Here is a 21,168-nt window from a genome sequence, read left to right on the forward strand (position 1 = left end):
GTTCTTTCTTTTCAAGATCAAATCTACTAGAGACCCTAGTGTTCAAAAAAACACAATAGATTAAGATTGGTTTTTAACATACCAAACCCTAGTTTTTATCTACCAACACAAACATTTCATTAATAGTTCAAATAATAGAGTTCATCCCTTAACATTTACGATTCGTCTATTCAGGTTTTTACAACCACGCTTGGTATTTAGTTTTGAGAAAAATTAATTTCTAAATGAAGGTGTTATTAAACAAAGTACGTGCGCTCTACATCATTATAGTAGGCGGTTTCCTCACTATTGCTGTTCATTCTTGCAGCGACGATATTTATAATGATTCAGAGTTTGTTGCCGGTGAAACTTTCACTGACAGTAACATTCGCCTTATTCTAATAGACACTTTAACGGTTAATACGTCTACTATGAAGTTTGACAGCCTTGTTACTTCAGAATCTACCAGAATACTAACAGGAAAATATATCGATGATGTTTTTGGAACCGTAACCGCCTCTAGTTACATGCAATTTTTACCAGAAACCTATACCATAGATTCAGAAGCGGTATTTGACAGTTTAGTTATGGTCTTGGGCTATGACAATTATTATTACAATGACACACTACAGAAAAACACCTTACACATTAAAAAAATAACCGAAAACCTTAATCCAGAAAGTGATGATTACTTCTATAATACAAGTAGTATAAGCTATGACGAAGCTGATCTTGGGTTTTATGAATACACTCCTAGACCGTTGGCAGGTGATTCTATTACCATAAAGCTTGTAGATGATTTTGGAACAGATGTATTCTCTCAACTTCAAGAAAAGAACATTGTAAATTCTGACGAGTACCGAGATTATTTTAAAGGTATAGGCATTATACCTGACGAAACGGACAACGGTTCTATCATCGGTTTTTCCAAATCTTCAGAAAACACATACTTAAGACTGTATTACAGTACAGATACCGAATATGAGTCTGAGCAAGATTATTTAGATGTGCAAATAAATGCTGCAACGACTCCTATCCCCTTCTTTAATAGAATTACGGCAGAAGACCCAATAACACCTTTACAAACGCTTACAGATAGTAAGGTAAATTTAGCCAGCTCGGATTCTGACAACAAAAGCTATATACAGTCTGGCGTAGGTATTGCCATGCGGGTACAATTTCCAAGTATACTTAGCCTGTATGATATACCTGGCAGCGGCACTATTTTAGATGGTACTCTTAAAATTAAACCCGTAGCACAATCTTACAATGACAATCTAAAACTAAGGGACACTCTTGCCGTCTATGTGGTTGACCAAAACAATGAATTAACAGAAACCTTGTCTTCTACCTCTTACGCTATTCTTAATAGGGATAATCAAGAATTTAATGACATCTACTATGAGATATCATTAAGCTATTATTTAGAGGAGCTACAATTGAGAGATAGAGATTTAGACGATGCATTAATTCTACTTCCTGTAGACTATAATTCTTCTGTTGATCGATTTATTATGAGTGGGAATGGAAATGGAGAAAACGAAACAATTTTAGAATTAACATACGGTATATACGATGAAGATTAACCAAATAATATTTTTTACCATAGCAGCACTGTTAGCTTTTTACCAGTCTTCGGCACAGTCTGAAGCTTTAACCAGCTCACCATATTCGCTTTACGGATTAGGAGTAATCAACCAAACCAGTATTGGCAAATTCAATAGCTTAGGTTACAGCGGTATAGGTATAAAATCTCCTTATGAGCTAAACAATCTAAATCCGGCAAATTATGCCTTAATACCTCAAAACTCTTTCTTGTACGATATTGGAGTTACGGGTGAGTTTAATAGCTACAGTAATACTTCTTCAGCGGAAGAGAAATCAAATGTAAACTTTTCCAACCTAGCTTTCGGATTTAGAATAATGGAAAATTTAGGTGCTGGTATTACCATGGTTCCTTATAGCGATGTTGGATATTCAATACTTGGCGTAAGTAGCAATATTGAGGGATCAACAGATTCTTTTAAAAGTAACGTTACTGGATTGGGAGGCCTTAACGATATTAAACTTAATGTTGGTTATGCAATCATCCCAAAATTAAGATTAGGCCTAAGTGCTTCATTTCTATTTGGAAATATAGAAGAGACCGAATCTTTCATCTACAACTCATCTACCTTTGAATCTATTGAGAAAACAAATTACAGCGGAGCAAGACTAGGGTTTGGTCTTCAATATGATATTAATGACAAGATAACCATTGGTAGCACCGTTCAATTACCTACAAGCTTAAACGGTAATCTAAAAAGGTCTGTAGACAAATCTATATCTGGAATAGATATTTCTGTTGAAGATGAAAGTTCTGATAATGTTTCTGATTTTAAACTACCTCTTGAAATGGGTTTTGGTCTTAGCATAAAACCTATTGAAGAACTGACATTTAGTGCAGATTATAAGAAAAACTTTTGGACAGACACCAATCAATCTGAAAACATTGGCAGTTATGTAGACCAAGATATTTATGCCTTCGGATTAGAATTTATACAAGACCCTACCAGCTACAAATATGGTCAAAGACTTGCCTATAGATTAGGGTACAATTATGATAATGGTTACTTGGCAATAGGCGATAATAAAGTGGAAGGTTACAACTTTACCGCAGGTATAGGTATACCAACAAGTAGAGGTACACACTCCATGATCAATCTTTCGTATAGTTATGGCTCTAAAGGACTTTTACAAAATGTATTGGTGAAAGAGAAATTTCATTTAGTAACCTTAAACTTGAGCTTAGAAGACATCTGGTTTGTAAAGAAAAAAGTGTATTAATTTAAGTACCGTAACTAATAGTGATTAAAATAAAAATTGAAGTTAATTAAGACCTCCATTAGTAATTCATTTTTTTAGAACCCTAATAGGAACTGAAATTGTGGATATTAAAAAAAGCCCAGATGAATAATCTGGGCTTTTGTATTTAAGCTTGTTAAGCGCACATTAGTTAAGTTTGGCACATATCAAACCCAACCATCCATAACTTTGGAGGCTTTTAGAATTTTGTTTACATCTACTTGTAGGAGCCTAGATACATTAGTTATTTCCTAATTATAAATTGCAACTAACTTATTGTTCCAAGCTTCTTATTTTCATCTTATTGGGCAATATAAATTGTTTTAATAGGTACAATAGCGCTATCAAACTCCATAATTTTGAAAAACAAAAAGCCCGGATATAAATCCAGGCTTTTACTTATTATCCTTTTTCAAGGATATATACTAATGAAATTACTTCTTCTTAGAATCAGCTTCCATTTTGTCTTTCAACGCTTGTAGTGCATCGTTAGCATCACCTAAAGTAGGCTTAGCTTCATCTGCGCTAGCTGCTTGTCTTTTGACAGCTGCTTTTACATTACGTTGCTCTTCTTCACGGAATATAGCAGTATGACTAGCTACTACACGTTTGAAGTCTTTATTGAACTCAATAATCTTGAATTCAGCTTCATCGCCTTTACCTAGTTTCTTACCATCTTCTTTCTCTAAATGACGTTGAGGAATGAATGCAGTAATATCTTCGTTAAATTCAATTGTTGCACCTTTATCAACTACATCAGAAATGGTTGCTGTATGAACTGTACCCAAAGCGAATTCAGTTTCATATTTATCCCATGGGTTTTCTGTAGTCTGCTTATGACCTAAGCTTAATTTACGACCATCAACATCTAATTCCAATACTTCAACTTCTAAAGTATCACCTACGTTAGTAAACTCAGATGGATGCTTGATTTTCTTAGTCCAAGAAAGATCAGAGATGTAAATTAAACCGTCAATACCTTCTTCTAGTTCAACGAAAACACCAAAGTTTGTAAAGTTTCTTACAATACCTTTATGCTTAGAGCCTACAGGGTATTTAGTAGTAATATCAGTCCAAGGGTCTGGGGTCAATTGCTTGATACCAAGAGACATTTTACGATCTTCACGATCCAATGTCAATACAACTGCTTCAACCTCATCACCAACTTTTACGAAATCTTGAGCTGAACGCAAGTGCGTAGACCAAGACATTTCAGAAACGTGGATAAGACCTTCAACACCTTCAACAACTTCAATGAATGCGCCGTAATCAGCTATAACAACTACTTTTCCTTTTACTTTATCACCAATCTTAATTTCATCAGATAAAGCTTCCCAAGGGTGCTTCTCTAATTGCTTAAGACCTAATTGAATTCTAGATTTGTTTTCATCAAAATCAAGAATTACAACATTTAATTTCTGATCAAGCTCAACAACCTCGTTCGGGTGGTTGATTCTGCTCCAAGAAAGGTCAGTAATGTGAACTAAACCATCAACGCCACCAAGATCAATAAACACACCGTAAGAAGTAATGTTTTTAACAACACCTTCTAATACTTGTCCTTTTTCTAATTGGCTAATGATTTCTTTCTTCTGTTCTTCAATATCAGCTTCAATAAGCGCTTTATGAGAAACAACAACGTTCTTAAATTCGTGATTGATTTTCACAACCTTGAATTCCATTGTTTTGTTTACATACTGATCGTAATCACGAATAGGCTTAACATCTATTTGAGAACCTGGTAAGAAAGCTTCAATACCAAATACGTCAACGATCATACCACCTTTAGTTCTGCACTTAACAAAACCACTAACGATTTCTTCTTTGTCATGAGCCGCGTTAACACGATCCCAAGCCATAATAGTTCTCGCCTTTCTGTGAGATAATACTAATTGACCACTTTTATCCTCACGAATATCGATCAATACCTCTACTTTATCACCAACTTTTAAACCTGGGTTGTAACGAAATTCGTTTAACGAAATTACACCTTCAGATTTTGCGTTAATATCAATGATAGCTTCTCTATCAGTAATATAAACAACCTTACCTTCTACTACTTCCTCATCGGCAGTATCTACGAAGTTTTCGGCAACTAATTCTTCAAATTCCTTTAATTTAGAATCATCAACACGCTCAATACCTTGCTCGTATTTTTCCCAGTTAAAGTTTTCTAAGAATTCTTTTGGATCTTGCTGTGGAGTTTCAACAGCTTGTTGTGTTGCTTCGGTAGTAGCTTCTACCTCTGCGTTTGTTTTTTCTTCAGCCATTTGCTGATTAATAATTTGTATTCCATAACCTTATCAAGACTTAGGCAACAACTATGAAAGTAGTTATATTTATTTGCTTATCTAATCCCTTTTTCTCTTGACTTCCTTGCAAAAAAGGTGTGCAAAAATAATCATTTTATTTAAATTAGACAACAGAACTACTTATTACACGTTCATTTATGGATTATGGCATGATTTTAGAGTTATACATCTTAAATATGCTTATCTTAGAAGTATTATAATAACCATTAAAAAAAAGTAAAATTATGAGTGTTAAGGCAAAATATCAAGGTGTATTGGATCTTGGTGAGCAATTAGGTATAAAAGACGGTAATGTAACTGTTGAAGGTGATGTTCTTAAAGTAAAAGGACAAGCAAAAACGCCATATGAAAAAGACCTAATGTGGGATAAAATTAAGCAACTAGGTGGTGAAAGTCCTTCTGACATTAAAGCTAATATCTCTGTTGAAGATGATTCTGTTTATCATAGACACGTTGTAAAAGGCGGTGAGTCTTTGAGTAAAATAGCAAAGCACTATTACGGTGATGCAATGAAATACAAAGATATTTTTGAAGCGAATACGGGTATCTTGAAAAATCCGGATGTAATTCATCCAGATCAAGTATTGGTTATTCCAAACAAATAATATTCAATAGAATATAAATAAAAAGAGGTTAGCAATGCTAACCTCTTTTTTTATGCCTGCTTCTCAATAACCCGAAGCGAATGTTCATAGATTCTTTGAAACTGGTCTTCTAGCCCTAAATCACTATTATCAAACTCAATAGCATCTTCTGCCTTTTTTAAAGGTGAAATTGCACGGTTACTATCTATATAATCTCTTTTTTGAACATTTTCAAGAATATCTGAATACTCTACATCTTCTCCCCTATCCAGCAATTCTTTATATCTTCTTACCGCTCTCTTTTCTGGTGAAGCCGTCATGAAAATTTTAAGTTCCGCATCAGGGAAAACAACGGTACCAATATCCCTACCATCCATAACTATACCTTTATCTACACCCATTGCCTGTTGCATGGCAACCAACTTCTCGCGTACAGCTTTTATAACAGAAACCGGACTTACATTCTTGGATACCGGCATGGTTCTAATTTCTTTCTCTACATTTTCACCATTCAAATACATTTCGGCAAAACCTAAATCCGAATTAAAAATAAAATTCAGTTCAATATCACCTAAGGATTTTACCAATGCATCTTCATTTACTTTACCTGCATCTATAAAACCTGACTTCATAGCAAATAATGTAACAGCACGGTACATAGCACCTGTATCTACATATACATATTCTAACTTTTTAGCTAGTTGTTTAGCCAAAGTGCTCTTTCCCGTAGAAGAGAATCCGTCTATTGCAATGGTGATTTTTTTCATTGTATCAAAAATATAAAGAAAAGCTAGATTATAATTCCTTTGCGTTCTTAACTTTGACATCTGTGATTGCGATATCAATTACTTCAGACATTTCTTTTACGTAGTGAAAAGTAAGTCCTTTCAAGTAAGATTCTTTAATTTCCTTAATATCACGCTCATTATCCGCACACAGAATAATTTCTTTGATCTTTGCTCTTTTAGCTGCAAGAATTTTTTCTTTTATTCCGCCTACAGGCAACACCTTACCACGTAAGGTAATTTCACCCGTCATTGCCAAACTCTTTTTTATTCGTTTTTGAGTAAACAAAGAAACTAAAGAAGTTAACATGGTAATACCTGCACTTGGTCCATCTTTTGGTGTAGCGCCTTCTGGCACGTGAATATGTACATTGTACTTTTCAAATACAGACGGATCTATACCAAAACGTTCTGCATTAGATTTTATGTATTCCATGGCAATGGTAGCAGACTCTTTCATGACTTTACCTAAGTTACCGGTAATACTCATAGAACCTTTACCTTTTGACAGTATAGATTCAATAAACAAAATATCACCCCCAACACTGGTCCAAGCTAAACCTGTAACCACACCTGCAACCTCATTATTTTCATATTTGTTACGCTCCATTTTTGGCGCGCCCAATACTTCTATAATATCCTCATTGCTCACCTTAATATCATAATCTTCTTCCGTAGCAATAGATTTAGCCGCATAACGAACCATTTTGGCTATTTGCTTTTCTAAAGAACGCACTCCAGATTCGCGCGTGTACCCTTCAACAATTTTCTCAAGTTGTGGTTTTCCTATTTTTAAGTGACTAGCATCTAAACCATGCTCTGTTAATTGCTTTGGTAATAAATGCTTTTTAGCAATCTCCACTTTTTCTTCAATGGTATATCCACTAACATTTATAATCTCCATACGGTCTCTAAGTGCCGGTTGAATACTTCCTAGATTATTGGCGGTAGCAACGAACATAACCTTAGATAAATCATAACCCAATTCTAAGAAGTTATCATGGAAATCACTATTCTGCTCAGGATCCAATACCTCCAACATTGCAGATGATGGATCACCTTGATTGCTGTTGGATAGTTTATCTATCTCATCTAAAATGAATACAGGATTTGAAGTACCTGCCTTTTTAAGACTTTGAATAATTCTACCTGGCATTGCACCTATGTAAGTTTTACGGTGACCTCTAATCTCAGCTTCATCTCTTAATCCACCAAGTGACATACGTACATATTCTCTACCCAATGCCTCCGCAACAGATTTACCTAAAGATGTTTTACCAACTCCCGGAGGTCCGTAAAGACATAAAATTGGAGATTTCATATCATTTCGCAGTTTTAATACTGCTAAATATTCAATGATCCTTTTCTTTACATCTTCTAAACCATAATGATCACGATCTAATATGCGCTGTGCTCTTTTTAAATCGAACTTATCTTTAGAATATTCTTTCCAAGGTAATTCCAACAAAAGATCCAAATAGTTTCTTTGAATAGAATACTCCGCAACTTGGGGATTCATTCGCTTCATTTTAGCTAATTCTTTATCGAAATGCTCTTTTACCTTTTTACCCCACTTCTTCTTTTTAGATTTGATTTTCATCTCCTCTAATTCCTCATCATAAGAAACGCCACCCAATTCTTCTTGAATGGTTTTCATCTGCTGGTGCAAAAAGTATTCTCTTTGTTGTTGATCTAAGTCATTTCTAACTTTAGACTGTATATCATTCTTAAGCTCTAGCTTTTGCATTTCAACATTCATATACTTTAATGTTGCCAATGCTCTTTCCTGTAAGCTACCAATTTCCAATAAATCCTGTTTTGCCTTTACATCTAAATTCAAATTAGAGGACACAAAATTTATCAAGAATGAATTACTTTGAATATTCTTTATAGCAAAAGATGCTTCACTAGGAATGTTTGGATTATCCCTAATGATTTTTAAAGCCAATTCTTTGATAGACTCTATTATCGCCAAAAATTCCTTATCGTTCTTTTCCGGTCTTACTTCTTCCGTCTCCCTTACCGTTGCTGTAAAATATGGCTTTTTGGTCAATACCTCAGCAATCTCAAAACGCTTTTTACCTTGTATAATTACTGTAGTGTTACCATCGGGCATTTGTAGCACACGTAGTATTCTTGCAACAGTACCCAAGGTATTGATATCCTGCACATCTGGATTTTCAGTTTCCTCATCTTTCTGTGAAACCACTCCAATAACCTTAGAGCCATTATTAGCATCTTTTATCAATTGTATACTTTTATCTCTACCTGCAGTAATAGGAATTACCACACCTGGAAAAAGTACTGTATTTCTTAAAGGTAAAATAGGTAATGTTTCTGGCAAAGTCTCACTATTCATCTGCTCCTCATCTTCTGGGGTCAAAAGTGGTATTAGCTCAGAATCTTGATCTATTCCTTGTAAAGACATATTGTCAAAATTTGAAAATTTAGAATCTTCCATACTCATATATCGGTCATTCTGTCATTAAAAGAACAGAACTTTATTTTTATAAATTATACATAAATACTGTAATAGCAATGAAAACTAAGCGAATACAGCTTTTTACACCTTCAATTGCACATATGTATTTCAATTCTTGTGCCAACTGATTTATTTCATTTTAAAAATTGAACTTTATAAAAAGAAAGAATTTTTGATAATAATTCTAACAAACTGTAACAAACCGTAAATTGAATCATCTTTCAATAAACCAATCACTTTTTGAGCCAACAAAAGGAACATATTGATGAGCTAGTGCAATTGTGCTTAGCCGGTAAACAGAGTGCACAGCTAGAAGTGTACAACAGGTATTACAAGGCTATGTTCAATACATCTCTAAGAATCGTAAAAGACACTGCCCAAGCAGAAGACATTATGCAAGAATCGTTTTTAAGCGCATTTACGAAACTGCATACTTTTAAAGGGGAAGTAACTTTTGGATCTTGGTTGAAACGTATTGTAATCAACAACAGCATTCATCATTATAGAAAGCAACAAAAAAAGAATGAAGTTGCTTTAGATGAAGTATTGTACAAGGTCGAAGATAATGACGGAATTGCATCTGACCATGTGTTTACAGAACTAAAGGCTCAAAAAGTGATGGAAACCATGAAAGATTTAAAAGACAATTACAGAATTTCTTTGACCTTACATCTAATTGAAGGGTTTGATTATGATGAAATTTGCGAAATCATGAACATTAGCTATGCCAATTGCAGAACTACTGTTTCAAGAGCTAAAGAAAGTCTTAGAAAAAAATTAATACTCGCTGTCTAATGAAGAAAGATACTATTGACGAGCTTTTTATTGAGCTACAGGACAAAATGGATTATGCGGAACCCACCAGTGGTCACCAACTACGTTTTTTAGAAAAACTAAATGAATCTAAAGGTGTGGCAACGCTTGCTCCTAAGAAAAAGAATCCTTGGGTGCTATTTTTATCCGTTGCCGCTTCTTTTGCTATTCTATTATCTGTTGGAATATTTCAACTTAATACGGCTAGTAGCATTGAAGATCAGGTTGCAGAGATTTCACCTGAAGCTTCTAAGACCCAATTTTATTTTGCAAACCTAATCGAAGAGCAAATCAACGAACTGAATTCTGAAAAATCACCAGAAACAGAAAAAATTATTAATGATACTATGGCGCAATTGAAAAAACTTCAATTGAACTATACAAAAATGGAACAAGACCTTTTAAACGGTGGTAACAGTAAATTAATACTAAGCGCTATGATCACCAATTTCCAAACTAGAATAGACCTTTTAAACGAGGTAATGATACAGATTGAAAATATTAAATCAATTAAAAAATCGAATGATGAAAACTTTACTATATAAATATACTTGGCTATTAATGCTAGCCTTCACAACAGTCGCTACTGCCAATAACACCTCTTTTGACGGTAAGCATACAAGAGAGAAAACCATAAAAAAAGAGTTCAACGTTAACGCCAACGCTTTACTCAAAATAGATAACTCTTATGGAAATTTAAATATTACTTCATGGAACGAGAATAGGGTCGTTATTGAAGTTCATATTAAGACCAACGGAAACAACGAAGATAAAGTTCAGAAAAAATTGGATGAAATATCTGTTGACTTTGAAGCTAGTAGCGAACGCGTATCTGCAGAAACTATTTTTAACAAAAGTAGTAATGGCTGGGGATGGAGCTGGGGGAATAATAACAATGTTAATATGCAGATCAACTACACTATTAAAGTGCCGGTTAAAAACAATGTAGACCTTAGTAACGACTATGGTAATATCATATTAGATAGAATAGATGGTCATGCCAGAATTAGTTGTGACTACGGTAGACTAGAATTAGGAGAGCTTAGAGGGCGCAACAATAAATTAAATTTCGATTATACTTCTAAATCTACAATAGGCTATATCAACAGTGCCGAAATTAGAGCTGACTACTCTGGTTTTACTATTGACAAAGCCGGAAACCTTGCTATAAATGCCGATTACACAGACGCCAACATTGGTACTATGGATAATTTGGAATACACCAGTAATTATGGAAATATGGATGTTTCTGAATTAAAAGATATAGATGGTAACGGCGACTATATAACCGTAAAACTAGGTGTTGTTCATGGTGATGTGTCCATCCGTGCCGACTATGGTTCTGTACGTATCAACGAACTAGCGGCGGATGCCGGTAACGTAGAAATAAGAACAGACTATACGGGAATAAAAATTGGGTACAACAGCGGATATCATTTTGATTTTGACATATCTACTAGTTATTCTGGAGTTAGCGGAAAAGACGATTTTACTATTAACATCAGTACTGAAAAATCTTCCGATAAACATTACGAAGGCTTTTACGGCTCTAAAGGAAGTGGTAATAGAATGACATTGTCCAGTGATTATGGTGGAATAAATTTTACAAAAAAATAAATATCAATCAATCAATTAAAAATGAAAATCATGAAAAAATTAAGTTTATTATTATGTGCGGGATTCATATCCCTTTCCTGTTCAGCACAATGGGGAAAGACCATTAAAGGAAATGGAAACAATGTTACTATTGAAAGAAACACCGGTGATTATGATGGGGTAGCCGTATCTGGCTGGTTCGATGTTGACTTGGTTTCTGGCAACGAAGGAGAAATTACCTTAGAAGGAGAAGAAAATCTATTGGAATACATTATTACCGAAGTAAATGACGGCAAATTGGTCATTAAAACAAAAAAAGGCGTTAACTTAAAATCAAGTAATTGGAAATCTGGAATTCATATTACAATACCAGTAGAATCAATTAGCCATGTTGCTATGTCTGGTTCTGGTGATATCGTTGGAAAAACAAAAATTAAAGCAGATAAATTCAGTACCGCAATGTCAGGATCAGGAGATATTACTTTAGATATAGATTCTAATTCAATTTCCACATCTATGTCCGGATCAGGAAACATTAACCTAAGCGGAACTACAGGCGACTTTGAAGCTACAATCTCTGGCAGTGGAGATATAGAGGCTTTTGATCTGGAAGCAGACAACGTAGAAGCCACAGTTTCTGGTTCTGCAGATATAGAAGTAACAGCAAAAAAATCTATTAAAGCTCGTGTATCGGGCTCTGGTGACATTACCTACAGAGGCAATCCTGAAAAAATAAATACCAAAACTTCAGGGTCTGGTAATATTTCAAAAGACTAATACTAGGCAATCAAAAATCGAGCAGCTAAAAAAGACTTCTTTTTAAAAGAAGTCTTTTTATTTTGTACCAGACTGTAAATCGGTTTTCCATTTATTCCAATCATCAATAAAATAATTTAGAATAATAGGACTATCTAAAGTATTCACTTTTGTTTCTTTAATCGTAATATCCTTAGGAAACTGAAAGGCCATTTGAAACTGATTATCTGTCAAAAATTTCAAATCCGTTGGTAGGGCTGATTTCATATTCTCCTCTTCTATTCTATCATCACTGGCTATTACAAAACCCCAATCACCAAAAGACGGTATATAAGAGTGATATGGCTTTACATATTTATAAATTGGCGACAATGTGTTATTTATACAACTGAAAACAGAATTTGAAAAGTATATTTCGCCTGACTGAGTTACAAATAATCCATTTTTATTCAAACGTTGTTTGGCAAGCAAAAAAAACTGTTTGCTGTACAATCTTGCCAAAGCTTCGTTTGTAGGGTCCGGCAAATCAGCAATTATAATATCATAACCCTTAGCTTCTGTATGAAGAAATGTAAATGCGTCTTCCGCTATTAAATTAACACGCTTATCCTTAGCTGCACCATTATTTATTTTCATGAAATAAGGGTTTCTTTTAGCCAAATGGAACATTGTACTATCTATGTCCACAACATCTACCTGTGTGATACCTGGGTGCTTTAAAACCTCTCTACTAGCTAGATTTTCACCTCCACCAAGAATCAATACAGATTTTGGGTTATCATGTAATGAAATTGGAATATGAACTAAAGGCTCATGGTACCTATACTCGTCAGAAGATGAAAATTGAATAACTCTATTTAAATATAACCTTACATCTTCCTGCTTTTTTGTAACAACAATTTTCTGATATGGTGTTTGTTCATTTAATACTATTGGGTTTTTGTAAATTGCTTGATCCCAAATTTTTAAAAATTTACCTCCAAAAACGACCAGCACAATAAGTACGGTCATTGAAGCTAAGCCTAACAATAATGTTTTTTTAGATTTCTGTAATAGGAAATGATTTAATGCTAAACCTAAAACAATATTGATTATACCAAAAATCAACGAGGAATAGTACAACCCCACAAAAGGCAATAAAATAAATGGAAATAATAATGTAGCAATTAATCCACCTATGTAATCTAAAGACAGAACATTAGATAAATTATTTTTAAAGTCAACTTCATTAGAGACAAATGTTAGTAACGGAACTTCCATACCCGTTAAAAGACCTATTAGCAGTATAATAACCAAACATATAATTTGTAACGCCAGGGCATTAACCGAAACAAAGGAATAAAAAAGTAGAGGAACTGATATACCCCCAATTAGACCTAACAAAAATTCGATATGCACAAAAAACTTTAAAGGCATGTCTCTTAAATATTTGGACAAGAACGCTCCAATACCCATTGAAAACAGATAAACACCTATAATAACAGAAAACTGTCTAACACCATCACCTAAAAAATATGTTGCCGTTGTACTGATCAAAAGTTCATATATAATAGAACAAAGCCCAGCAATAAAAACAGCAAACGAAATAAGTACTCTATTTCTCATAAAATTTAGTTAAGTTTGATTCTCATTCTACTACAGAAAACAGTTTCAAAGATGAATAAAAAAATGATGACTGGATTGGCATTTTCAAGAAAATTGATGTTAACCACCGCTTTAAGTAGTTCTATTTTATTGACCAGTTGTGGTGATAATGATGGAAGCCCTAGAATTAAGGATTCTGAAGAAAAAACAATATACGAGGCTACTAAAGGCACCGTAACTGAAGTTGAAGAAATTGAACCAGGTGATGATTATAAAATAATCGATGAACGCATCATTGATAAAAAAGAAAATTCCATTGCCATAGTGCATGGTTTAGATGGACAAATAGATACTTTATCATTAGCGAAAATTGATAATAATTCTAATGAAAGTAGTTACCGAAACAGATCTGGATTAAGATCAATTTTATACTACTCATTAGCGTCATCTTATTTTAATAGAAATCTATCTAACGTAACTCCAAATTCAAGTTACTACAAGAATTCTACTGCTTACAACAAATCAACAGATTTAAAAAAGGATTTAAAAAGCTCTGCCACTTCTAGAAAAATTAGAGTTGCAGGAGCATCATCAAAAGGATACGGAAGTGGAAGATCGTTTAGATCGTTTGGAGGATAGTCGTTTTAAAGAAATAAAACGACTTAAAAAAAAAGATGTATCTCATCATTTACTCTGGTATTTAAAACAAGATTATTTTACTGAAGAATTACTAGGACTTTATAATTTTGAAGTAGAAAATTTTAAAAAAACTAGCACAGCGACTTTTACCTTATTCGAAAAAGCAACTGAGAAAATAATTAATGAGAATAAATTAGGTGATTTAGGTATCCCTGACTTTTTTCATGACTGTATTCGTCATACTTGGAGAGACAGAAGCAAGCATCCATTTCTATATGGAAGATTTGATATCAATGGCGGTATTAAACAAAGGGATACGCATGTAATAGAATTTAATGCAGACACCTGTAGCACATTACCAGAAACCATTCATTGGCAATCTTTACAAAACAAGGAACTAAAGGGCAATAATGATAGTCAATTCAATAACTTATCTAAAGATATTGGCAACATATTACACAATTTAAAAAGCACCATAGATCACTCAAACCCTTTTATTCTTGGCTCATCCTTCGGTTATAAAGAAGATGTATTAAATGTAAATTCTATACTGGACATAGCCCATGAAAAGGGGTACAAAGCATTTTATGTAAATCTCGAGGATGTTATTTTTTCTGAAGAAAATGGAATTCTATATGAAATAAATGGCGAATACCAAATGGTAGATGTTTGGTTTAAAATGATTCCATGGGATTGGATGTTCAATGAAGAACCCAAACTAGCCAAAGAATTATCTAATATCATATGTAAAGACCTATGTTCGGTTTTGAATCCGCCTTATAGCGCTATTTGGCAAAATAAAAAATTCATGAGCTATATTACGGAACACTTCCCTAATGATATTATAGCAAAGACATATCTGAACACACCTAATTTTAATGATTTTGTAAGTAAACCAGTTTACGGTAGATTAGGTGAAAATATAGACATTAACGGCAAATTGAATTCTAAATCTAAAGGTGATTTTGCAAATCAAGATAAAGTATATCAAAAATATTATCCTTTAGAAAAAGATATGGAGAATTATTATTATCAAACAGGTTTGTTCTTTACAGATAAACCTTCTGCCCTAAACCTGCGTGCCGAAGAAAACCCAATAATATCAGATGATTGTGAATTTATTTCTCACTATATCATTTAATATCCAAACTGGAAGATCTCACCAAATCCAACGAGCCTCTGTTCAATTTGTTTAGCTCTATTTTGTTAGATTCAAAAAGCTTTTTCAACAAAGCGGTAACTACATTTGCATCAAATTCTTTACAAGAAAATACATCTACAGCCGCATAATTATGCTCTGGCCAAGTATGTATACTAATATGACTTTCTGCCAAAAGAATAAAACCTGTTACCCCAATAGGCTCAAATTGCTTAAAAGCTTCATTTAATTCTTCTAAGTTAAGTGTAGCCGTTATAGTATGTAATGATTCTTTTATGTAAGGGACATAAGAAAGCTTTTCAGCATTACAATTATAAACATCCCAAGTAGCATGAATACCTATAAACAAAATTTAAAGATTTAAGTTTTAATTACTCTTGCTCTCTTGATGCAGAAACCAAATTAATGAATTCTATAGGAGAAAATAATTTTTGAAGCACCTCATAACCTGCAGTAGATTCCATTTGTACTGTTTCAGGTAAACTTTCTCGTGGTCCATAATCCCAAGTAACAGGATTAATTAATCCATTTACAATAGCGTAATCACCTTCAAGCTCAATACCTAAAAACTCTACAGTTCTTTTATTTGTTAATTGGTATATTTCATATGAATTATTATCACCGTAGTATTCGCCCGTCATTAAGTATTCGGTCAAAGTCGGATTTACCATGTAAACATCAGATTGAAAATTAAAATCAACAATACTATCGTTTTTTAAGGTCAATGAATGCATTCCTTTGCCCATCTCAACCCAAACTACTTGCTCTGCCGGTATTTCTACCTCTAATGTGTCTACTTTGATGATAACAGGTTCTGTAGTTGGATTATCAATAGCTAAATCAACACTATCCGTACCACATGAGACTAATAATAGCGACAAACTTAAAAGAGTAAATAAATATTTCATTGTTAATGGTTTACTGGTTGTACTAGGTTATTTTATTAATGCTAATATACTTAATAATTTTCAGGTTCAACCTTTTCTTTTGGCACACGTAACAATAACAAAATCCCTCCTAAAAAGAATACGAACAAAAACAAAATGGCATATCGCATATTACTGACCTGATCTATTATAGCAAAAAGTGCCATACCAATGACTATTCCAATTTTTTCGGCAACATCATAAAAACTAAAGTACGAGGTAGTATCTTCTGTTTCCGGTAAAAATTTTGAATAAGTTGATCTCCCTAACGACTGAACACCACCCATTACCAAACCAACAAAACCCGCAGCTATGTAAAATTGCGTAGGTGTAACCATGAAATACGCATAGACGCATAGCAACATCCAAATTGCATTTATTACGATCAGGGTTTTAATATTACCATATTTATCAGATGCCCTAGAGGTGATTACAGCACCAACAATTGCTACCAATTGTATAACCAATACACTAATGATCAAACCTGTAGTTTTTTCGCTTTCCGTACCCCAAGCAATTTCTTTTTCTCCAAAATATACCGCAACGAGCATAATTGTTTGAACAGCCATACTGAATACAAAAAAAGCGTATAAATAACGTTTTAGTCTTTCATTTTGTTTCAATTGACTCCAAACCACTTTAAGTTCTTTAATACCATTAAAGAAAACATCACGCGTTATTTTATGCCCTTTCCCTACTCCTTTCGGCAATACCCAAAATGTATATTGACTAAAAAGCAACCACCATACCCCAACCGTTATAAACGATATTCTCATTGCTTCTACCTTAGCCAAATTTAAAGTGTCTTCTGTTTCCCCTATATCAAATCCAAACCATTCCGGTTTCATGACCATGGCCAAGTTCAACAACAATAAAAGAACACTACCAAAATACCCCAATGAAAATCCTTTTGCGCTAATACTATCTTGCTGATCTTCAAAAGCAATGTCGGGCAAATAAGAATTATAGAAAACAAGACTTCCCCAATATCCTATTAATCCCATGAAATAAGATAAAAGACTTAAATGAATTTGCTCAAGATCAAACCAATACAAACCCATACAACCTATGCTGCCGGTATAGCAGAAGAACTTCATGAACATTTTCTTGTTGCCTACATAATCTGCAATACCTGATAATACAGGTGATAAAAATGCAACGACAAGAAAGGTAAAGGCCGTAACTATAGAAATGAGTACGGTCTGTTTCATATCAAAACCAAAAGCAGAAACCAACTCATCTTTAGAAGCAAAGAGTGTAGAATAATAAATAGGGAAAATAGAGGAGGCTATCGTCAGGGTATACACTGAATTTGCCCAGTCATAAAAGGCCCATGCGTTCAATAATTTTTTACTCCCTTTTGCAACTATAGTTTTTCCCATATATAAAAATAAAAAGCCGTTCATTTCTGAACGGCTTCAATATACAATAATCCTTATTGTTTACTTGAAACTGGTTACACCAAATTTAGCAGCTTCTGCTTCCGCATCTGGAGCCCAAGCTGTTAAGTTATTTATTCTTGTGTCATTAGAAGGGTGCGTACTCATGAATTCTGGCGGTGCCTCTCCTCCACTGTTAGCTTTCATTCTTTTCCACAATTCCGCAGCTTCATAAGGATCATAACCTGCTATGGCCATAATCTGTAAGCCTATTCTATCTGCTTCCGTTTCGTGGCTTCTACTAAATGGCAACATACCTAAATACTGTGTTCCTACACCATAAGCCTGATTGAACAATCCTAAAGTTTGTTGATTTTTGATTGCCACATTACCTGCAACTGCACCTACTTGTTGCAAAGTACCAGCACTCATACGTTGTGCACCATGATCAGCTAAAGCATGTGCTACTTCATGACCCATTACCACGGCAACACCTGTTTCCGTTTGTGTAATAGGCAGTATACCTGTGTAAAAAACGATTTTACCCCCTGGCATACACCAAGCATTTACAGTTTCATCATTCACCAAATTATATTCCCATTTATAATCTGCCAAATAGCCCGGATGTCCGTTTGCTGTCAACCAACGCTCTGCAGCACTAGAGATACGCTGACCAACTCTTGTAATCATTTGAGCATCTGCTGTCCCAGTCACCACCTTATTCTCGGTTAAAAATTGATCATATTGCGCAAATGCTGATGGAAACACCTGACTATTTGGATAAAAGTTCAAAGTTTTTTGACCTGTAAAGGGGTTTACCTTACAAGCAGAAACGCCAATAAAGACGAAAAGTATTAATACTAATTTTCTCATATTATTATTTTTAGTTAACGGTTATAAGCTACAAAGTTATTGTTTTCCGGATAAATGCAATAGCGTAAAATTTTTGTCTATTAGCAAATCGTGATTATCATTGGTTGATATGGTATGTAACAACACCTCTTCATTATCTATCATCACCTTTTCAATCTCAAACGGAAGACCATGAAAATTAAGCTTCATTTTAGAATACTCCGTGTCATAAGTACCATCTTTGAATAACTGTATAGTCAAAGAATTATCTTTTCCGGTCAACTTATAATTACTTAAAGAATATCGCCCTTTTTTATAATCATAACCATTGTCTGCATCCTCATATACCTCTGAAGCTTCAGTACCTTCAATATAATACACTTCTAAAACTAATTCTTCTATCTTCTTTTCTCCCACATATTGTTGAATGGGGTATTTAGGAATTATAGATCCGGCTTTTACAAAAATAGGAATCATATCTATTTCCGCCGTTACCCACTTCTCTTTTCCTCCTTCTACATGTTCGTTAGTCCAAAAGTCATACCAATCTCCTCTAGGGATGTACATTCTACGCCCTTGCGCATTAGGTTCTTGTATAGGACAAACTAATATTTTTTCTCCAAATATAAACTCATCCGTTCTAAAATGGGTTTGATTGTCTTCTTGATCAAAGAACACCAAAGACTGGATCATTGGTATGTTCTCTTTTGTGTATTTATAAAACATAGTGTATAAATACGGCAACAATTGATAACGTAGATTTACAAATTTTCTAACGATATCTGTAATCTCTGTACCAAATGACCATGGTTCTTGATCACCATGATCGCCACTTGAATGTACTCTACAAAACGGATGAAAAATACCCAACTGGATCCATCTCGCAAATAACTCTCCGTCTGGTTGTTCGGCAAATCCTCCTATGTCTGACCCTACAAAAGAATATCCACTTAAACACATACGCTGTACCTGTACGTTGGCTATCCATAAATGCTCCCAAGTAGCAACGTTATCTCCTGTCCAAGTAGAAGAATATCTTTGTGTACCGGCAAATGCGGCTCTTGTTATTACAAATGGTCGTTTTGGATATACATATTTCTTAACGCCTTCATAGGTTGCCCTAACCATTTGCATACCGTAAACGTTATGAGCTTTACGGTGTGTACAGGGGTGACCATCATAATCATGACGCGTATCTAAAGGTGCCGTTTTTGTGGGGACTTCCATTACTGCCGGTTCATTCATATCATTCCAAACGGCATGTACACCTAATTCTGACATAAACTCTTTATATAACTCTGCCCACCACTCACGCACGGCAGGATTTGTAAAATCTGGAAAATTACATTCCCCAGGCCACACCTTACCATGCATTAAAGGACCATCTCCCCTTTTACAGAAATAATCATTTTCTAATGCTTCATTATATATCCAATAATCACGATCCACTTTTATACCCGGATCAATCATCACTACAGTTTTAAAACCGTCTTCTTCCAGTTCAGAGATCATTCTCTTTGGATCAGGAAAATGTTCTTTATCCCAAGTAAAACATCTAAAACCATCCATATAATCTATATCTAAATAGATGGCATCGCAAGGTATTTGCAATCTTCTAAACTCACCTGTAATATCTTTTACATTACTTTCTGGATAATAACTCCATTTAGATTGATGAAAACCTAATGCCCACATTGGCGGTAACTCCGGCGTACCGGTAAGACTTGAATATGAGCTAACTACTTTTGACATATCCGGTCCAAAAATGAAGTAATAATTCATTTCACCACCATCTGCCCAAAAGCTGGTTATATTTCTTCGTTCCTGAGAAAAATCGAAACCTGTTCTAAAACTGTTATCAAAATAAATACCGTAAGCTTTACCCTTATTCAAGCCCACATAAAATGGTATTGCCTTATAAAGTGGGTCTTGCTCTTTTGCAAATGCAAATTGATCGGTTACCCAATTCTCTACTCTTTTACCCTTTAGATTACTATGCATGGCCTTATCACCCATACCATAAAAACTTTCTCCTGATTGGGTTATTTTGCTCAATTTTACGGTATTACCACCGTACTCATAATTCTCTTCCCAATGAAAACCTAGCTCATCTTCACAGATGATATTACCCTCTAAATCAGAAATCTGGGTTCTTAGGGTCATCTTATCTACCAAAACACTCAGTCTTGCAGTAGATATAATATACTCCGTGTCATTCTCTACAACTTCTAGCTTACTATACCCCATAGTAGCATCTGGGTCTATAGCGTATGAGAAATCTGGTTCAAAATTATAATTTGTAGCATATCTAAAACGAATAATGCTACCTCTTAAAATGGTTATCTGTAAGACAACACCGTTGTCTGTAGTGAAGTATAATTTATCTGAGTCTTGTGAAAATTCAACGATATGGTTTGGGTATAAATTACCTTTATACTCAAGCTCTGTATTTGTAATCATGAACTTATAAATTAAAAA

18 protein-coding genes are annotated in these 21,168 nt (G+C 34.3%); 9 read left to right on the forward strand and 9 right to left on the reverse strand.

The features are described 5' to 3' along the window. Positions 1-224: 224 nt before the first annotated feature. Both UH1x_RS02775 and bamG read left to right on the forward strand, forming a co-directional pair. Positions 225-1,565 (forward strand): DUF4270 family protein, encoded by a 1,341-nt coding sequence (locus UH1x_RS02775; RefSeq protein ID WP_482624921.1) that lies wholly within the window; start codon positions 225-227, stop codon positions 1,563-1,565. Continuing rightward, entirely contained in the window at positions 1,555-2,805 is a 1,251-nt protein-coding gene (gene bamG, locus UH1x_RS02780; protein ID WP_482624923.1) for a BamG family beta-barrel-assembly machinery protein, read from the forward strand. The genes UH1x_RS02775 and bamG overlap by 11 nt, the downstream gene beginning before the upstream one ends. Positions 2,806-3,257: 452 nt before the next feature. On the opposite strand, the gene rpsA is transcribed toward bamG, so the two are convergent. Further along, on the reverse strand, positions 3,258-5,093 hold the full coding sequence (rpsA, locus tag UH1x_RS02785; protein WP_036155742.1) for a 30S ribosomal protein S1: 1,836 nt from the start codon (positions 5,091-5,093) through the stop codon (positions 3,258-3,260). Positions 5,094-5,359: 266 nt separating this feature from the next. On the opposite strand from rpsA, the gene UH1x_RS02790 reads away from it, so the two are divergent. Beyond that, a complete protein-coding gene (locus UH1x_RS02790) occupies positions 5,360-5,740 on the forward strand; it encodes a LysM peptidoglycan-binding domain-containing protein (RefSeq protein ID WP_405413775.1) in 381 nt (126 codons plus the stop codon). Positions 5,741-5,790: 50 nt separating this feature from the next. Here the strand turns inward: UH1x_RS02790 and cmk are convergent, their stop codons facing one another. Continuing rightward, on the reverse strand, positions 5,791-6,486 hold the full coding sequence (gene cmk, locus UH1x_RS02795) for a (d)CMP kinase (protein ID WP_482624925.1): 696 nt from the start codon (positions 6,484-6,486) through the stop codon (positions 5,791-5,793). A gap of 28 nt (positions 6,487-6,514) precedes the next feature. Next, positions 6,515-8,965, reverse strand: coding sequence for an endopeptidase La (gene lon / locus UH1x_RS02800; protein WP_482624926.1), 2,451 nt, complete (start codon positions 8,963-8,965; stop codon positions 6,515-6,517). A gap of 261 nt (positions 8,966-9,226) precedes the next feature. Between lon and UH1x_RS02805 the strand changes: the two genes are divergently transcribed. The 4 genes from UH1x_RS02805 to UH1x_RS02820 are packed head-to-tail and all read left to right on the forward strand — an operon-like array spanning position 9,227 to position 12,172. Then, positions 9,227-9,781 carry an RNA polymerase sigma factor gene (locus UH1x_RS02805; RefSeq protein ID WP_396633835.1) on the forward strand — a complete coding sequence of 185 codons (555 nt, stop codon included), beginning with the start codon at positions 9,227-9,229 and terminating at the stop codon, positions 9,779-9,781. After that, on the forward strand, positions 9,781-10,344 hold the full coding sequence (locus UH1x_RS02810; RefSeq protein ID WP_036155746.1) for a hypothetical protein: 564 nt from the start codon (positions 9,781-9,783) through the stop codon (positions 10,342-10,344). Before UH1x_RS02805 ends, UH1x_RS02810 begins: the two co-directional genes overlap by 1 nt. Continuing rightward, positions 10,325-11,416: a DUF4097 family beta strand repeat-containing protein gene (locus UH1x_RS02815; RefSeq protein ID WP_482624928.1), complete on the forward strand. Its 1,092-nt coding sequence runs from the start codon at positions 10,325-10,327 to the stop codon at positions 11,414-11,416. The genes UH1x_RS02810 and UH1x_RS02815 overlap by 20 nt, the downstream gene beginning before the upstream one ends. 30 nt (positions 11,417-11,446) lie before the next feature. Further along, on the forward strand, positions 11,447-12,172 hold the full coding sequence (locus UH1x_RS02820) for a head GIN domain-containing protein (protein ID WP_482624930.1): 726 nt from the start codon (positions 11,447-11,449) through the stop codon (positions 12,170-12,172). A gap of 57 nt (positions 12,173-12,229) precedes the next feature. Here the strand turns inward: UH1x_RS02820 and UH1x_RS02825 are convergent, their stop codons facing one another. Then, entirely contained in the window at positions 12,230-13,756 is a 1,527-nt protein-coding gene (locus UH1x_RS02825; protein WP_482624932.1) for a polyamine aminopropyltransferase, read from the reverse strand. A gap of 51 nt (positions 13,757-13,807) precedes the next feature. Here UH1x_RS02825 and UH1x_RS02830 point away from each other — a divergent pair, with 51 nt between their 5' ends. Next, entirely contained in the window at positions 13,808-14,374 is a 567-nt protein-coding gene (locus tag UH1x_RS02830) for a Cj0371 family chemotaxis-regulating polar lipoprotein (protein ID WP_482624934.1), read from the forward strand. Further along, the gene (locus tag UH1x_RS02835; RefSeq protein ID WP_482624936.1) at positions 14,313-15,515 is read left to right on the forward strand and encodes a glutathionylspermidine synthase family protein; all 1,203 of its coding nucleotides are present in this window, start codon (positions 14,313-14,315) and stop codon (positions 15,513-15,515) included. The genes UH1x_RS02830 and UH1x_RS02835 overlap by 62 nt, the downstream gene beginning before the upstream one ends. Here the strand turns inward: UH1x_RS02835 and speD are convergent. From speD to UH1x_RS02860, 5 genes are read right to left on the reverse strand one after another with little or no spacing between them, the layout of a single operon-like run. Next, positions 15,508-15,882 carry an adenosylmethionine decarboxylase gene (gene speD / locus UH1x_RS02840; RefSeq protein ID WP_482624938.1) on the reverse strand — a complete coding sequence of 125 codons (375 nt, stop codon included), beginning with the start codon at positions 15,880-15,882 and terminating at the stop codon, positions 15,508-15,510. The genes UH1x_RS02835 and speD overlap by 8 nt on opposite strands. A gap of 22 nt (positions 15,883-15,904) precedes the next feature. Then, positions 15,905-16,441, reverse strand: coding sequence for a hypothetical protein (locus UH1x_RS02845; RefSeq protein ID WP_482624940.1), 537 nt, complete (start codon positions 16,439-16,441; stop codon positions 15,905-15,907). Between the two features lie 50 nt (positions 16,442-16,491). Next, complete coding sequence (locus UH1x_RS02850; RefSeq protein WP_482624942.1) at positions 16,492-17,841, reverse strand: MFS transporter; 1,350 nt, start codon at positions 17,839-17,841, stop codon at positions 16,492-16,494. Positions 17,842-17,901: 60 nt separating this feature from the next. Continuing rightward, positions 17,902-18,711 (reverse strand): M48 family metallopeptidase, encoded by an 810-nt coding sequence (locus UH1x_RS02855; protein WP_036155747.1) that lies wholly within the window; start codon positions 18,709-18,711, stop codon positions 17,902-17,904. Positions 18,712-18,747: 36 nt separating this feature from the next. After that, positions 18,748-21,150 (reverse strand): glycoside hydrolase family 31 protein, encoded by a 2,403-nt coding sequence (locus UH1x_RS02860; protein WP_482624944.1) that lies wholly within the window; start codon positions 21,148-21,150, stop codon positions 18,748-18,750. Between the last annotated feature and the right edge of the window lie 18 nt (positions 21,151-21,168).

This window comes from Maribacter sp. UH1 (genome assembly GCF_056839145.1).

Coding starts and splice junctions, on each gene's coding strand:
- UH1x_RS02845 (WP_482624940.1), bottom strand. CDS start 16,441: ATGAAATATTTATTTACTCTTTTAAGTTTGTCGCTATTATTAGTCTCA.
- rpsA (WP_036155742.1), bottom strand. CDS start 5,093: ATGGCTGAAGAAAAAACAAACGCAGAGGTAGAAGCTACTACCGAAGCA.
- UH1x_RS02790 (WP_405413775.1), top strand. CDS start 5,360: ATGAGTGTTAAGGCAAAATATCAAGGTGTATTGGATCTTGGTGAGCAA.
- UH1x_RS02825 (WP_482624932.1), bottom strand. CDS start 13,756: ATGAGAAATAGAGTACTTATTTCGTTTGCTGTTTTTATTGCTGGGCTT.
- UH1x_RS02855 (WP_036155747.1), bottom strand. CDS start 18,711: ATGAGAAAATTAGTATTAATACTTTTCGTCTTTATTGGCGTTTCTGCT.
- UH1x_RS02775 (WP_482624921.1), top strand. CDS start 225: ATGAAGGTGTTATTAAACAAAGTACGTGCGCTCTACATCATTATAGTA.
- UH1x_RS02815 (WP_482624928.1), top strand. CDS start 10,325: ATGAAAACTTTACTATATAAATATACTTGGCTATTAATGCTAGCCTTC.
- UH1x_RS02810 (WP_036155746.1), top strand. CDS start 9,781: ATGAAGAAAGATACTATTGACGAGCTTTTTATTGAGCTACAGGACAAA.
- lon (WP_482624926.1), bottom strand. CDS start 8,965: ATGGAAGATTCTAAATTTTCAAATTTTGACAATATGTCTTTACAAGGA.
- UH1x_RS02860 (WP_482624944.1), bottom strand. CDS start 21,150: ATGATTACAAATACAGAGCTTGAGTATAAAGGTAATTTATACCCAAAC.
- cmk (WP_482624925.1), bottom strand. CDS start 6,486: ATGAAAAAAATCACCATTGCAATAGACGGATTCTCTTCTACGGGAAAG.
- bamG (WP_482624923.1), top strand. CDS start 1,555: ATGAAGATTAACCAAATAATATTTTTTACCATAGCAGCACTGTTAGCT.
- UH1x_RS02850 (WP_482624942.1), bottom strand. CDS start 17,841: ATGGGAAAAACTATAGTTGCAAAAGGGAGTAAAAAATTATTGAACGCA.
- UH1x_RS02820 (WP_482624930.1), top strand. CDS start 11,447: ATGAAAAAATTAAGTTTATTATTATGTGCGGGATTCATATCCCTTTCC.
- UH1x_RS02830 (WP_482624934.1), top strand. CDS start 13,808: ATGAATAAAAAAATGATGACTGGATTGGCATTTTCAAGAAAATTGATG.